Raw genomic sequence first — 13,040 nt, 5'->3', positions numbered from 1 at the left:
TCGCGGGCGCGGCCGGCATTCGGCAATCGCGCCGCCACGCATGCATTCCGTGGCCGCCGTCTCAGCCTCGCTTGCCGCGCGGCGTTTTCAGCGCCGCCTCGATCGCCGCGACCACGGCCGGATCGTCGGGCTTGGTCTTGCTGCCGTAACTGGCGATCAGGCGGCCGTCGCGGCCGATCAGGTACTTGTGGAAGTTCCACTTCGGCGCCTCGCCGGCGGCCTGGGCCAGGTCGCGGTACAGCGGCGTGGCCTGATCGCCGATCACGTGCACCTTCTCGAACATCGGGAATTTCACCCCGTAGGTGAGCGTGCAGAACTCCTGGATCTGCTTCTCGTCGTCGAATTCCTGGGCCTTGAAATCGCCCGAGGGGAAGCCGAGCACGGCGAAGCCCTGCGCCTTGTACTTGGCCTGCAGGCCTTCCAGGGCTTCGAACTGCGGGGTGAAACCGCATTTGCTGGCGGTGTTGACCACCAGCAGCACGTCGCCGCCGTACTGGCGCTGCAGGTTGACCGGCGCCTTGCCGGCCAGCGGGCGGAAACTGCGGTCCAGCAAGGCGCCGGCGGCCGAGGCCAGGCCGGCGACCAGCAGCAGGGACAGGGCCGCTACGGCGGCGCTACGACGGACTTGGGGAGAGCTAAGGCGCATGGGGGCGGGCTCGCGGGGGCCGGGCGGCCGGTGGACACCAGTATGTATGACTTCAGTTGGGTCCGGCCCGCTTGACCGGGCGTGTTTTGGTGTTATAGTTGCATACAACACCGGTCTACCAACGAGCAGGACGTTCGCCATGAACCGCAAGCTCCATAACTCGATCTCGGCCCTCTTGGCCACAGGCGGCACCCTGGTGCTGGCCCTGGTCGCCGCCAATCCGGCCCTGCCGGAGGCCTCGGCGGTCCCCACCCTGGCCGCACAGGTCGCCGCCGCGCCCATGCCGGTCGAAGCCGACGCCCTGGTCCGCAGCGCCCGCCTGCAGGCGCAGCGCCTGGAGGCCCGGGTCGAACAGGCCGACAGCCTGGCCGAAGCCGCCGCCCTCACCGCCGAACTCGTCACCGCCGCTGCCTTGGCCGACGCGTTGGGCACCCCTGCCGCCGCGGAGTCGGCCGACAACGCAGTACCGCAGCGCAAGGTCCGGAAGGCCAAGCAACGCTCTCGCCAGGCCTTAGTCATGCCTTATTTCTCATTCGCACCGCGGGGCTGAACCATGACCGCTATCCAATGGAGCGACGGCGCTCCGATCTACCGCCAGCTGAAGGAGCGCGTCGTGGCGATGATGCTCGACGGCGTGCTCAAGCCCGGCGACGCCCTGCCCTCCGTGCGGCAGGTGGCGGCCGAGTATCAGCTCAACCCCATCACCGTCTCGCGCGCCTATCAGGAACTGGCGGACGAGGCACTAGTCGAAAAACGCCGAGGACTGGGCATGTACGTCACCGAAGAGGCTGCCAAGAAGCTGCTGCTGAACGAACGCGAGCGGTTCCTGCGCGAAGAGTGGCCGCTGGTGCTGGAGCGCATCCTGCGCCTGGGCCTGAGCACGGAAGAACTGCTGTCGGCCTCCGGCGACAAGGCAGGCGCGCAATGAACGCCGCCGCCAACGTCGTCACCGCCCGCGGCCTGCGCAAGGCCTACAAGAACAAGCTGGCGCTGGACAACACCGCCTTCGACATCCCCACCGGCCGCATCGTCGGCCTGATCGGCCCCAACGGCGCCGGCAAGACCACCGCGCTCAAGGCCATCCTCGGCCTGATCCCGTTCGAGGGCGACCTCAAGGTGCTGGGCCGCGACCCGCGCACCCAGCGCAACGACCTGATGCGCGACGTGTGCTTCATCGCCGACGTGGCGGTGCTGCCGCGCTGGATCCGGGTCGGCGAGGCGATCGAGTTCGTGGCCGGCGTGCACCCGCGCTTCGACCGCGCCAAGTGCGAGCGCTTCCTGGCCAACACCCAGCTCAAGCCCAATCTGCGCGTGCGCGAACTGTCCAAGGGCATGATCGTGCAGCTGCACCTGGCCCTGGTGATGGCCATCGACGCCCGCCTGCTGGTGCTGGACGAGCCCACCCTGGGCCTGGACATCCTCTACCGCAAGCAGTTCTACCAGCGCCTGCTGGAGGACTACTTCGACGAGGAGAAGACCATCATCGTCACCACCCACCAGGTCGAGGAGATCGAACACATCCTCACCGACGTGATGTTCATCCGCGACGGCAAGGTCGTGCTCAACAGCGACATGGAAACGCTGGGCGAGCGCTTCGTCGAAGTGCTGGTCAACGCCGACCGCGCCGAGGAGGCGCGCGCGCTGCAACCGCTGGACGAACGCGCGCTGCCGTTCGGCAAGACCGTGATGCTGTTCGACGGCGTGCCGCCCGAACGCATCGCCGGCCTGGGCGAAACCCGCACGCCGGGCCTGGCCGACCTGTTCGTCGCCACCATGAAGGGGACCTACGCATGAATGCGACCAACCTCAATGCCGAACTGAACGACGACCGCCCCGCCCCGCGCGCCGTGGCCGCCGTGCACCCCACCCACACCTTCCGCCTGCTGCTGCGCCGCGAATTCTGGGAACACCGCGGCGGCTTCCTGTGGGCCCCGGCCATCGCCGGCGCGATCTCGCTGCTGCTGCTGTTCCTGGCCATCGTGTTCTTCGAAACCGTGGTGCTGCCCAAGCTGGGCCAGCACGCGATGGAAATGGGCGGCGACCACTTCATGGTCAACGGCGTGAACCTGAGCGCGCTGATCGGCAAGATGAGCGCCGAGGACCTGCGCCAGATGGGCGGCGCGATCGACCTGTCGCTGTACGGCGCGGCGCTGTGGCCCTACGTGGTGGTGGCCTTCGTGGTGTTCTTCTACTGTCTGGGCAGCCTGTACGACGAGCGCAAGGACCGCAGCGTGCTGTTCTGGAAGTCGCTGCCGGTGTCGGACGGCCAGACCGTGCTGTCCAAGGCCGTCAGCGCCACCCTGGTCGCGCCGCTGCTGGCCACGGCCGCCGCCATCGTCACCATGTTCGGCTACCTGCTGGTGATGAGCGGCTTCGTGCTGCTGCACGGCGGCAACCCGATCGAGGTGCTGTGGGGTCCGGGCAGCCCGCTGACCGTGGCGTTCCACCTGATCGCGACCGTGCCGATCCAGGCGCTGTGGATGCTGCCCACCGTAGGCTGGCTGATGCTGTGCTCGGCCTGGGCCCGCAGCATGCCCTTCCTCTGGGCGCTGCTGATCCCGGTGATCGCGACCCTGCTGCTGGGCTGGATCACCCTGATGGGCATCGTCGACACCGACAGCTTCGTGTGGGTCCTGCAGAACATCAGCGCCCGCGCCTTGTTCAGCGGCGCCCCGGGTTGGATCCAGACCATCCAGGTCGGCACCGTGCACGGCGACGGACCGGCCGCGCTGCACGAAGTGCTGAACCTGGCCACGATGTACTCGGTGCTGGGCAGCGCCAAGCTGTGGATCGGCGCCCTGGCCGGCGCGGCCATGATCTACGGCGCGGTGCGCCTGCGCCGCTGGCGCGACGACGGCTGACACCGCAGGTGAAATCGCGGGGCGGGCCGCAACCCTGCCCGCCCCCGCTGCATCTGCGTAGGCGACGCCCGCCGCCGGCGGGCCCGAGAAGAACAGGAGTTCCGTAATGCGCAAGTCCCTTATCGCCGCCCTCGCCCTGCTGCCGCTGGCCGGCTTCGCCCAGGACCGCCACTGCCAGCACTCGCAGGCCCGCGACCTGAAGCTGGATCTGGCCGGCGCCAAGGCGGTGGTGTTCGACCTCGGCCAGCACGAATTGGAAGTCAACGCCGGCACCGGCCCGGCCGCGGTCACCGGCCGCGCCTGCGCCTCCGACGCCAAGTACCTGTCCGAACTCAGCCTCAGCCAGCACCGTGTCGGCGACAAGCTGGTGGTGGTGGCGCGGCGCAACGCCCGCGACCTGTTCCACTTCGGCAATCACTACGCCTACCTGCGCCTGCAGGCCACCGTGCCGGCCGACCTGATGGTGCAGCTCAACGTCGGCTCCGGCGACGCCGTCGCCACCGGCGTGGCCGCGCTCAGCGCCGACGTGGGCTCCGGCGACGTGGAAGCGCGCAGCGTGCGCGGCCAGGTCACCGTGGACCTGGGCTCGGGCGACATCGATCTGGACGACATCGGCTCCCTGCACGTGGTGTCGGTGGGCTCGGGCGACCTCAAGGTGCGCCGCGTGGCCCGCGATGCCAGCGTCGACGACCTGGGTTCGGGCGACATCGAGATCGACGGCGTCGGCGGCCATGTAAAGGTCGGCCAGATCGGCTCGGGCGACTTCGACCTGCGCCGAGTCACCGGCAATGTAGAAGTCGACGACATCAACTCCGGCAGCTTCGAGGCCGACGGCGTGCGCGGCAACCTGCGCGTGCGCGAGGTCGGCAGCGGCTCGGTCAACCATCGCAGCGTGTCCGGTACCGTGTCGGTGCCGCGCAACGCCGACTAAACCCCAGCGCGGCCGTGCGCCGCAGGACCCCGCCATGAAAGCCTTCACCGCCTTCGCCACCGCCGCCGCGCTTTGCGTGAGTCTGAGCGCCTGCATCATCCAGACCGACAGCGACGACAACACCGTGCAGATCAACTCGCTGGGCCACCTGCAGCTCGGCGACGGCCGCATCACCCTGCACAACGGCAAGAGCAAGGCCGTGATCGACGCCAAGGGCGAGCTCAGCATCGACGGCAAGGCGGTGGCGCTTACCCCGCAGCAGCGCGTGCAAACCCAACTGCTGTACGCCAACGCCATCGGCATCCGCGACGACGGCCTGGCCATGGGCAAGGCCGGCGCCGCGATCGCCGGCAAGGCGGTGGGCGCCGCGGTCCAGGGCGTGCTCAGCGGCGATCACGACGGCAACGACATCGAGAAGAAGGTCGAAGCCGAGACCGCGAAGCTGGAGGAGCAGGCGCAGAAGATGTGCAACCGCCTGACCGAAATGCGCCGCGCCCAGGACAGCCTGGTCGCCACCCTGCCCGCGTTCCAGCCCTTCGCCCAGTTCAAGCAAGACGCCGAAGAAGACTGCAAGGCTTAGTCGGGCGCCGGTGCCCGCCGCAACCCGGTGCCGCGGCGGGCACCCGCTCGACTATCTCATCCGCTTCACAGCCCCTGACCTGTCCCGCGCCGCGGGCCGCGTTCCGAATCCGTCGGAGGTCCAGCCATGTCCGTGCGATCGCTGCTGTCGTTGGGTTTCGCCTTGATCCTGCTGTCCGGCTGCGCCGGCCACGGCGTGCGCGAACCGGCGCCGCTGCGCGGCCAGGCGCTGGATGAGGAAGTCCAACGCCTGATGCAGGCCGCGCGCGTGCCCGGCCTGGCCCTGGCGGTGATCGAGGACGGCCGCGTCGTGCACCTGAAGGCCTACGGTTTGCGCGACGTCGAACGCCAGCTGCCGCTGACCACCGACACGGTGATGTACGGCGCCTCGATCACCAAGGCCGAGTTCGCCTATGCGGTGATGACGCTGGTCGAGGACGGCCGGTTGGACCTGGACCGCTCCATCGCCGAGTACCTACCCAAGCCCCTGCCCGAATACACCAAGTACGCCGACCTGGCCGGCGACGAGCGCTGGCGCAAGCTCACCGCGCGCATCCTGCTCACCCACTCGCCCGGCTTCGCCAACTTCCGCTTCTTCCCCCCGCAAGGCGGCTACGACCCGAACGGCAAGCTCAAGTTCCATTTCGATCCGGGCCAGCGCTACGCCTACTCCGGCGGAGGCATCAACCTGCTGCAGTTCGTGATCGAGGCCGGCCTGGGCGTGGACGTGGGCGAACTGATGCAACAGCGGGTGTTCGACCGCTACGGCATGCGCCGCACGGCCCTGGTCTGGCGCGAGGACTTCGCCGCCGACCTGGCCATCGGCTACGACCCGGACAACAAGCCCCTGGGCCACAAGCAGCGCGGCGCGGTGCGCGCGGCCGGCTCCATGGACACCACCATCGCCGACCAGGCCGCGTTCCTGGCGGCGCTGTCGCGCGGCGAAGGCCTGAGCGCGGCGGGCAAGGCCGAACTGTTGCGCCCGCAGGTGGCGATCGATTCGATCCAGCAGTTCCCGACCCTGTCGCAGGAGGCCACCGCGGACAACCGCGGCATCGAACTGTCCTACGCGCTAGGCTGGCTCACCTACCGCGAGCCGCAGGGCCTGGCCTGGAGCAAGGGCGGCCACGACGACGGCACCAACAACCTCACCCTGTGCGTGGCCGACGGCCGCCGCTGCCTGGTGATCCTGAGCAACAGCTCCAACGGCGAGGGGTTGTTCAAGTACCTGGCCGACGCGACGCTGGGCCCGACCTGCCTGCCCTGGTTCTGGGGCGGCTACGTGCCTTACGACCACCCCGAATGGCGCCAGCCCGAAGCGCGCCGGCAACCGCATCCGCCCTGCGCTCCGATGTCGCGGCCCTGAGTTCGCGAACCCTACGCCCGTCATTCCGGCGCAAGCCGGAACCCATGTTGATCTTGGCCGCTCACCTCGACGCCCTCGCCGAACGGCAACAGCAAAATGGGTTCCGGCTTGCGCCGGAATGACGGAGACGTATGAGGGCGTGGACGCCGCTCAGCCGCCCCCACCACCGCCGGCCTGGATGCCGCCGCGCGTCAGCGCCGCCGGATCCAGCAGCTTGCGCAGTTGTTTCTCCGGCAGGCCGGTGGCTTCGCGTGCCACCTCCTGCACCGGCCGCCCTTCCTTGTAGGCCTGCTTGGCGATCGCCGCGGCCTTCTCGTAGCCGATGATCGGATTGAGCGCCGTGACCAGGATCGGATTGCGGTCCAAGGCCTCGCGCACGCGCTCCTGGCGCACCTTGAGCCCGGCGATGGCGCTGTCGGCGAGCAGGCGCATGGCGTTGGCCAACAAACGGATCGAATCCAGCAGGTCGTAGGCGATCAGCGGCAGCATCACGTTGAGCTGGAAGTTGCCGCTCTGCCCGGCCACCGTGATCGCGGTGTGGTGGCCCATGACCTGGGCGCAGACCATGGCCGTGGCCTCGGGGATCACCGGGTTGACCTTGCCCGGCATGATCGAGCTGCCGGGCTGCAGCGCCGGCAGTTCGATCTCGCCCAGGCCGGCCAGCGGGCCGGAATTCATCCAGCGCAGGTCGTTGGCGATCTTGGTCAGCGCCACCGCCAGCGCCGACAGCTGGCCCGACAGTTCCACCGCGTCGTCCTGCGCCGCCAGGCCTTCGAACTTGTCCGCGGCCGATTCGAACTTGTGCCCGCCCAGCGCCGACAGCGCGCGCGCCATCCCCTTGCCGAAACGCGGGTGGGCGTTGATGCCGGTGCCGATAGCGGTGCCGCCGATGGGCAGCCGGCGCAGGCGCTTGAGGCTGTCCTCGATGCGCGCCTGCGCCGAGGCCAACTGCGCGGCCCAGGCGCAGAATTCCTGGCCGAAACTCAGCGGCATCGCATCCATCAGATGAGTGCGGCCGGTCTTGATCACCTTATCCAGCGCCTTGGCCTGGCGCTCGATGGTCTTGCGCAGGTGCTTGAGCGCGGGCAGCAGGGATTCGTGCGTGGCCAACAGGGCCGAGACCCGGATCGCGGTGGGGATGGTGTCGTTGGAGCTCTGGCCCAGGTTGACGTGGTCGTTGGGGTGGACAGCATCGCGGCCGGTGCGGCTGGCCAGGGTCGCGATCACCTCGTTGGCGTTCATGTTGCTCGAAGTGCCCGAACCGGTCTGGTAGACGTCGATCGGGAACTGGGCGTCGTGGCGGCCATCGGCCACCTCCAGCGCGGCGGCTTGGATGGCCTGGGCCCGGCCCGCGTCGAGCAGGCCCAGTTCGCCGTTGACCTGCGCCGCGGCGGCCTTGACGTAGGCCAGCGCGCGCACGAACTCGCGCGGCATGGGCACACCGGAAATCGGAAAGTTCTGCACCGCGCGCTGGGTCTGCGCGCCCCACAGCGCCGCCGCGGGCACCTGCAGCTCGCCCATGCTGTCGTGTTCCAGGCGGAAGGCCGGGGTCTTGCGGTCTGCCGAGGCTGCGGTCTTGCGTCGGGTCGCCATTGCCTACTCCATTGCGTATGGGGGGGTGCGGACCGTGGCGGGCGCGGATGCGGCCGGCCACATCGATCGGATCGGGCCTGCCGCGGCGGATCGCAAGGGCGGCACGGCGGGCTGGCAGGGTGCTGGCGCCGGCCATGATCGCCGCGGCGCGTGCCGCCGTCGAGGGCCGTACCCGGGAGTCCGGACGGGCCCGGTTGGGGCACTGTTAGAATGTTCGACTGTTTCCCGCCTCCGCCCGCCATGCCCGCCGACGTCTCCGCCCAGTTGCTCGCCCTGTCCCCGCTCGATGGCCGCTATGCCGGCAAGGTCGACGCGCTGCGCCCGATCTTCTCCGAGTTCGGCCTGATCAAGGCGCGGGTCAAGGTAGAAGTGGAATGGCTGCTGGCGCTGGCCGCCGAGCCCGGCATCGCCGAACTGGCGCCGTTCTCCGACGCCGCCGCCGCGCGCCTGCGCGCGCTGGCCGACGAACTGAGCGTGGAGGACGCGGCGCGGGTCAAGGAGATCGAGCGCACCACCAACCACGACGTCAAGGCGGTGGAGTACCTGATCAAGGAACGCCTGAAGGACGATGCCGAGCTCGGTCCGGCCCTGGAGTTCGTGCATTTCGCCTGCACCAGCGAGGACATCAACAACCTCAGCTACGCGCTGATGCTGAGCCAGGCGCGCCAGGAGGTGCTGCTGCCCAAGCTGGACGAGCTGATCCAGAAGCTGCGCGCGATGGCGCACGACTACGCCGCCCTGCCCATGCTCTCGCGCACCCACGGCCAGACCGCCTCGCCGACCACGGTGGGCAAGGAAATCGCCAACGTGGCCGCGCGCCTGCTGCGCCAGGGCGAAACCCTGGCCGGCGCGCAGATGCCGGGCAAGATCAACGGCGCGGTCGGCAACTACAACGCCCACGTCGCCGCCTACCCGGACGTCGACTGGCCGGCGTTCGCCCAGCGCTTCGTCGCCTCGCTGGGCCTGGACTGGCAGCCCTACACCACCCAAATCGAGCCGCACGACGGCGTGGCCGAGATCTGCGACGCCCAGCGCCGCATCGACACCGTCTGCATCGACCTGTGCCGCGACGTCTGGGGCTACATCTCGCTGGGCTACTTCAAGCAGGCGGTCAAGGCCGGCGAAGTCGGCAGCTCGACCATGCCGCACAAGGTCAACCCGATCGACTTCGAGAACGCCGAGGGTAACTTCGGCATCGCCAACGCGCTGTTCGAGCATTTCGCCGCCAAGCTGCCGATCAGCCGCTGGCAGCGCGACCTCACCGACTCCACCGTGCTGCGCGCGCTGGGCACCGCCTTCGGCCACGCCCTGATCGGCATCGACGCGCTGATGCGCGGTCTGGGCAAGCTCAGCGCCAACCCCGAGCGCCTGGCCGCCGACCTGGACGCGTCCTGGGAAGTGCTGGCCGAGGCCGTGCAGACGGTGATGCGCCGCTACGGCCTGCCCAGCCCCTACGAGCAGCTCAAGGCGCTGACCCGCGGCCAGGGCATCACCCAGGCCTCGATGCGCGAATTCATCGCCGGCCTGGACCTGCCCGACGCCGACAAGCAGCGCCTGCTGGCGATGACGCCCGGCAGCTACACCGGCCTGGCCGAGCGCCTGGCGCGCGAGATCTGAACCGGGCCCGGGAGCGCACGCCATGGAAGACACCCGCGGCTGGACCCTGGCCGAACACCGCGCCGAGGACGGTTTGTCGCTGATGCGGATCAAGCGGCTGGAGCGCGATTTCGATTTCCGCGCCTACCCCGAACGCCTGAACCTGATCTGGGCCTACCAGGACGACCGCAGCGTGGGCACCGCCTCGCCGGACGAACTGCAGGCCATGCAGCGCTTCGAGGACCGCGTGTGCGAGCGCATCGAGGCCGCCGGCCACAGCGTGCTGGCGATCGTGTTCACCGAGCCCGACCACCGCGAGTACGTGTTCCTCAGCCGCGACGTGAACGCTTTCGTCGGCGTGCTCAACGCGATGCCGCAGGAAGCGCACCCCTACCCCATCGAGATCGACCACGAGAGCGATCCCAACGGCGAGTTCTACCGTTCCTTCGCCGAGGCGATCGGGCTCTGAACCGCCCCCAGCGGAGGCCACGATGCAGCTGCTGCTCAACATCGACGTACCCGACCTGGCCGCGGCCCAGGCCTTCTACACCGCCGCCTTCGGCCTGCGCCCGGCGCGGCGCCTGGGACCCCAGGTGCTGGAACTGATAGGCGCCTCGGTGCCGATTTATTTGCTGGGCAAATCCGCCGGCAGCATCGGCGCGGACGGCAGCGTGCGCGACTACACCCGGCATTGGTCGCCGCTGCACGTGGACGTGGTGGTGGACGATCTGGACGCCGCCCTGGTGCAGGCGCTGGCGGCGGGCGCAGCCCAGGAAGGCCCGATCCGCGAGGCCAACTGGGGCCGCATCGTCCAACTCGCCGACCCGTTCGGCCACGGCTGGTGCCTGCTGCAGTTCCTGGGGCGCGGTTACGACGAGATCGCGGACTAGGCGAGCGCGCGTGAAAGCGATGCCCACTTTGAAAAAGGGGGCTGGCGCCGACGATATGCAACTGCCGACGATCCGGCTGCGCCGGGGGATTTGCTTGCACTCGCGAGCAAAAGCAAATCCCCCCTAGCCCCCCTTTTTCAAAGGGGGGAACAGCAAACGGAACGAGCACGCCCCAATCGGCGACAATGCCTGCCCACCGAATCCCGACGTCGCGCCCCCATGGCCCCATCGCGCCCGCGCAAGCCTTCCGCCGACCTGCCCATCGAGGTCGATGCCGCCGCCCACCCGCCGCTGGGCATGCCCGCGGCGCAGTTCCTGCAGCGGTACTGGCAGAAGCGCCCGCTGCTGATCCGCAACGCCTTCCCCGGCTACGTCTCGCCGATCCAGCCCGAAGACCTGGCCGGCCTGGCCTGCGAGGAGGCCGCGCTGTCGCGGCTGATCCGCCACGACCGTGCCAGCGACCGCTACAGCCTGCGCCACGGCCCGTTCGAGGAAGCCGAATTCCCCGACCTGCCGCAGCAGGACTGGACCCTGCTGGTGCAGGACGTGGACAAGTGGGACGCCGACGTGGCCGCGGTGCTGGACGCGTTCGACTTCCTGCCGCGCTGGCGCATCGACGACGTGATGGTGTCCTTCGCCGCGCCCGGCGGTTCGGTCGGCGCCCATGTCGATCAGTACGACGTGTTCCTGCTGCAGGCCCAGGGCCACCGCCGCTGGCAGATCGACGCCCGCCCCGAAGCGCCGCAAGCGTTCCGCGACGACGCCGAACTCAAGCTGCTGCAAAGTTTCGACCCCAGCCACGACTGGGTGCTGGGCCCCGGCGACATGCTCTACCTGCCGCCCGGCGTGCCGCACCACGGCGTGGCCGAGGACGCCTGCCTGACCTTCTCGGTGGGCATGCGCGCGCCGTCCGCGGCCGAGCTCATGGGCGACTACATCGACACCCTGGCCGCCGACGCCGACGAATCGCTGCGTTACCGCGATCCCGACCTGGCGCCGCCGGCCGACGCGGCCGAGATCGACGCCGCCGCCATGGCGCGCGTGGTCGAAGCGCTGAACACCCTGCGCTTCAACGATCCCGACCGCCTGGGCGACTGGTTCGGCCGTTTCATCACCGTCTACCGCGCCGCCGGCGAAGTGTTGCCCGGCGACGACGCCCGTTCGCGCATCGAGGTCGAATGGGACCTGCAGGGCGGCGCGCAGCTGCTGCGCCACCCCTGGTCGCGCATGGCCTGGCGCCGCGCCGGCCGCGGCGCGCGCCTGTACGTGAGCGGCCAGGAACGCAGCCTGCCCGCGCGCGACGCCCAGGCCATCGCCAACGCCGCCGTATTCGACGGCGCCGCCTACGGCGCCCTGTCCGAGGCCGGCCGCGACGCGGTGATCGAGCTTTACCAGGGCGGTCATTACCGCCTGTTGCTGGACGACGGCGAGGAGGAATGAACATGGCCACGGGCTTCCGCATCGAGATCGCTCCCGCCGACGGCTACGCCGCCGCCCTGCCCGAACTGCGCGCGGTGCGCGAGGCGGTGTTCGTGCGCGAGCAGCAGGTGCCGGCGGAGCTCGAACTCGACGCCCAGGACCCGCTGTGCCGCCACGCCCTGGCCCGCGACGAACAAGGCCGCGTGATCGGCACCGGCCGGCTCACGCCCGAGCGCAGCCTGGGCCGGTTGGCGGTGCACGCCGAGTGGCGCGGCCGTGGCGTAGGCGAGGCCCTGCTGCGCGCCTTGGTGACCCTGGCCGCCGAACTGGGCTGGCGCGAGCTGACGCTCAATGCCCAGACCCAGACCACGGGTTTCTACGCCCGCGAAGGCTTCCTGCCGTTCGGCGACGGCTTCGTCGTCGCCGGCATCGACCACCAGCCCATGCGCCGGCTGCTGGACGCGGTCAATCCGGTGGAAAGCCGCGAAGCGGCCGTGGCCGCGCTGCAGGGCGTGGTCGCCGGCGCGCGCCGGCAGCTGGCCCTCTACAGCCGCGAACTGGACCCGGGCCTGCTCGACCGGCCCGAAGCGGTCGCCGCGCTGCGCCGCTTCGCCACCGGCGGCGGCCAGGTGCGCGTGCTGCTGCAGGACCCGGCCGCGCCGCAGCGTGCCATCGCCCCGCTGCTGAACCTGGGACAACGGCTGACCACGGCCTTCGAGTTCCGCGCGATCGAGGAGCCGGTGGACCGCGGCTACCCCTCGGCCTACATCGTCAACGACCTCGGCGGCTGGTACTTCCGCGCCCTGGGCCATCGTTTCGAGGGCGAAACCCGCCTGGACGCGCCGGCCCGCGCGCGCCAGCTGCGCGCCCTGTTCGACCCGGTCTGGGAACGCGCGCGGCCCTGCAGCGAGTACCGCGCGCTGGGCATCTGAGCAGCGGCTGGCACGCCGCCGACCGCCGCGAACGCGGGCACAACCGGCGCGGCCCCGCCGGCCCCGCCGGCCCCGCCGGGGCCGACCCATAGCCTGCGCGCCCGGCTTCGGCTTGAAAGGCCCGCGGCCAACCCAAGACTTCGGGAGGCTTGCCGGATCGGTCGGTTCGCCGCCCGGCGGGGGGGCCGGATCGGGCCGCGGCAGGAAATCCATCCGAATCGGTCACA

At 70.0% G+C, this 13,040-nt stretch carries 14 protein-coding genes; 12 read left to right on the top strand and 2 right to left on the bottom strand.

Annotated features, from left to right (window positions below; translation table 11 throughout):
* Positions 1–61 precede the first annotated feature (61 nt).
* Positions 62–646: a glutathione peroxidase gene (locus tag DX914_RS04490; protein WP_115857842.1), complete on the bottom strand. Its 585-nt coding sequence runs from the start codon at positions 644–646 to the stop codon at positions 62–64.
* A gap of 139 nt (positions 647–785) precedes the next feature.
* Here DX914_RS04490 and DX914_RS04485 point away from each other — a divergent pair, with 139 nt between their 5' ends.
* The 7 genes from DX914_RS04485 to DX914_RS04455 all read left to right on the top strand — a co-directional run bounded on the left by DX914_RS04485 (position 786) and on the right by DX914_RS04455 (position 6,383).
* A complete protein-coding gene (locus DX914_RS04485; RefSeq protein ID WP_115857841.1) occupies positions 786–1,196 on the top strand; it encodes a hypothetical protein in 411 nt (136 codons plus the stop codon).
* Between the two features lie 3 nt (positions 1,197–1,199).
* Positions 1,200–1,574, top strand: coding sequence for a GntR family transcriptional regulator (locus tag DX914_RS04480; protein WP_115857840.1), 375 nt, complete (start codon positions 1,200–1,202; stop codon positions 1,572–1,574).
* The gene (locus DX914_RS04475; protein WP_115857839.1) at positions 1,571–2,440 is read left to right on the top strand and encodes an ABC transporter ATP-binding protein; all 870 of its coding nucleotides are present in this window, start codon (positions 1,571–1,573) and stop codon (positions 2,438–2,440) included. The genes DX914_RS04480 and DX914_RS04475 overlap by 4 nt, the downstream gene beginning before the upstream one ends.
* On the top strand, positions 2,437–3,507 hold the full coding sequence (locus DX914_RS04470; RefSeq protein WP_115857838.1) for a hypothetical protein: 1,071 nt from the start codon (positions 2,437–2,439) through the stop codon (positions 3,505–3,507). The genes DX914_RS04475 and DX914_RS04470 overlap by 4 nt, the downstream gene beginning before the upstream one ends.
* Before the next feature lie 106 nt (positions 3,508–3,613).
* Complete coding sequence (locus DX914_RS04465) at positions 3,614–4,438, top strand: DUF4097 family beta strand repeat-containing protein (protein WP_115857837.1); 825 nt, start codon at positions 3,614–3,616, stop codon at positions 4,436–4,438.
* Positions 4,439–4,472: 34 nt separating this feature from the next.
* Complete coding sequence (locus tag DX914_RS04460) at positions 4,473–5,018, top strand: DUF2884 family protein (RefSeq protein ID WP_115857836.1); 546 nt, start codon at positions 4,473–4,475, stop codon at positions 5,016–5,018.
* A 126-nt stretch (positions 5,019–5,144) separates the two neighbouring features.
* On the top strand, positions 5,145–6,383 hold the full coding sequence (locus DX914_RS04455; RefSeq protein WP_115857835.1) for a serine hydrolase domain-containing protein: 1,239 nt from the start codon (positions 5,145–5,147) through the stop codon (positions 6,381–6,383).
* A 150-nt stretch (positions 6,384–6,533) separates the two neighbouring features.
* Here the strand turns inward: DX914_RS04455 and DX914_RS04450 are convergent, their stop codons facing one another.
* Positions 6,534–7,976, bottom strand: coding sequence for a class II fumarate hydratase (locus DX914_RS04450; protein WP_115857834.1), 1,443 nt, complete (start codon positions 7,974–7,976; stop codon positions 6,534–6,536).
* A gap of 240 nt (positions 7,977–8,216) precedes the next feature.
* Between DX914_RS04450 and purB the strand changes: the two genes are divergently transcribed.
* The 5 genes from purB to DX914_RS04425 all read left to right on the top strand — a co-directional run bounded on the left by purB (position 8,217) and on the right by DX914_RS04425 (position 12,813).
* Positions 8,217–9,593 carry an adenylosuccinate lyase gene (purB, locus tag DX914_RS04445; protein ID WP_115857833.1) on the top strand — a complete coding sequence of 459 codons (1,377 nt, stop codon included), beginning with the start codon at positions 8,217–8,219 and terminating at the stop codon, positions 9,591–9,593.
* A 22-nt stretch (positions 9,594–9,615) separates the two neighbouring features.
* Positions 9,616–10,041: a DUF695 domain-containing protein gene (locus DX914_RS04440; RefSeq protein WP_115857832.1), complete on the top strand. Its 426-nt coding sequence runs from the start codon at positions 9,616–9,618 to the stop codon at positions 10,039–10,041.
* 22 nt (positions 10,042–10,063) lie between these two features.
* Positions 10,064–10,462 carry a VOC family protein gene (locus DX914_RS04435; protein WP_115857831.1) on the top strand — a complete coding sequence of 133 codons (399 nt, stop codon included), beginning with the start codon at positions 10,064–10,066 and terminating at the stop codon, positions 10,460–10,462.
* Positions 10,463–10,681: 219 nt separating this feature from the next.
* Entirely contained in the window at positions 10,682–11,902 is a 1,221-nt protein-coding gene (locus DX914_RS04430; RefSeq protein ID WP_115857830.1) for a cupin domain-containing protein, read from the top strand.
* A 2-nt stretch (positions 11,903–11,904) separates the two neighbouring features.
* A complete protein-coding gene (locus DX914_RS04425) occupies positions 11,905–12,813 on the top strand; it encodes a GNAT family N-acetyltransferase (RefSeq protein ID WP_115859128.1) in 909 nt (302 codons plus the stop codon).
* Positions 12,814–13,040: the final 227 nt, after the last annotated feature.

The organism is Lysobacter silvisoli (assembly GCF_003382365.1).
Lineage (GTDB): Bacteria > Pseudomonadota > Gammaproteobacteria > Xanthomonadales > Xanthomonadaceae > Lysobacter > Lysobacter silvisoli.
The sequence above is the reverse complement of the archived record's forward strand: the minus strand, read 5'-3'. Positions and strand labels throughout refer to the sequence as shown.

Excerpts from the sequence above, each read along its gene's own strand:
- DX914_RS04490 (WP_115857842.1), bottom strand. The coding sequence starts at position 646 with ATGCGCCTTAGCTCTCCCCAAGTCCGTCGTAGCGCCGCCGTAGCGGCC.
- DX914_RS04485 (WP_115857841.1), top strand. The coding sequence starts at position 786 with ATGAACCGCAAGCTCCATAACTCGATCTCGGCCCTCTTGGCCACAGGC.
- DX914_RS04480 (WP_115857840.1), top strand. The coding sequence starts at position 1,200 with ATGACCGCTATCCAATGGAGCGACGGCGCTCCGATCTACCGCCAGCTG.
- DX914_RS04475 (WP_115857839.1), top strand. The coding sequence starts at position 1,571 with ATGAACGCCGCCGCCAACGTCGTCACCGCCCGCGGCCTGCGCAAGGCC.
- DX914_RS04470 (WP_115857838.1), top strand. The coding sequence starts at position 2,437 with ATGAATGCGACCAACCTCAATGCCGAACTGAACGACGACCGCCCCGCC.
- DX914_RS04465 (WP_115857837.1), top strand. The coding sequence starts at position 3,614 with ATGCGCAAGTCCCTTATCGCCGCCCTCGCCCTGCTGCCGCTGGCCGGC.
- DX914_RS04460 (WP_115857836.1), top strand. The coding sequence starts at position 4,473 with ATGAAAGCCTTCACCGCCTTCGCCACCGCCGCCGCGCTTTGCGTGAGT.
- DX914_RS04455 (WP_115857835.1), top strand. The coding sequence starts at position 5,145 with ATGTCCGTGCGATCGCTGCTGTCGTTGGGTTTCGCCTTGATCCTGCTG.
- DX914_RS04450 (WP_115857834.1), bottom strand. The coding sequence starts at position 7,976 with ATGGCGACCCGACGCAAGACCGCAGCCTCGGCAGACCGCAAGACCCCG.
- purB (WP_115857833.1), top strand. The coding sequence starts at position 8,217 with ATGCCCGCCGACGTCTCCGCCCAGTTGCTCGCCCTGTCCCCGCTCGAT.
- DX914_RS04440 (WP_115857832.1), top strand. The coding sequence starts at position 9,616 with ATGGAAGACACCCGCGGCTGGACCCTGGCCGAACACCGCGCCGAGGAC.
- DX914_RS04435 (WP_115857831.1), top strand. The coding sequence starts at position 10,064 with ATGCAGCTGCTGCTCAACATCGACGTACCCGACCTGGCCGCGGCCCAG.
- DX914_RS04430 (WP_115857830.1), top strand. The coding sequence starts at position 10,682 with ATGGCCCCATCGCGCCCGCGCAAGCCTTCCGCCGACCTGCCCATCGAG.
- DX914_RS04425 (WP_115859128.1), top strand. The coding sequence starts at position 11,905 with ATGGCCACGGGCTTCCGCATCGAGATCGCTCCCGCCGACGGCTACGCC.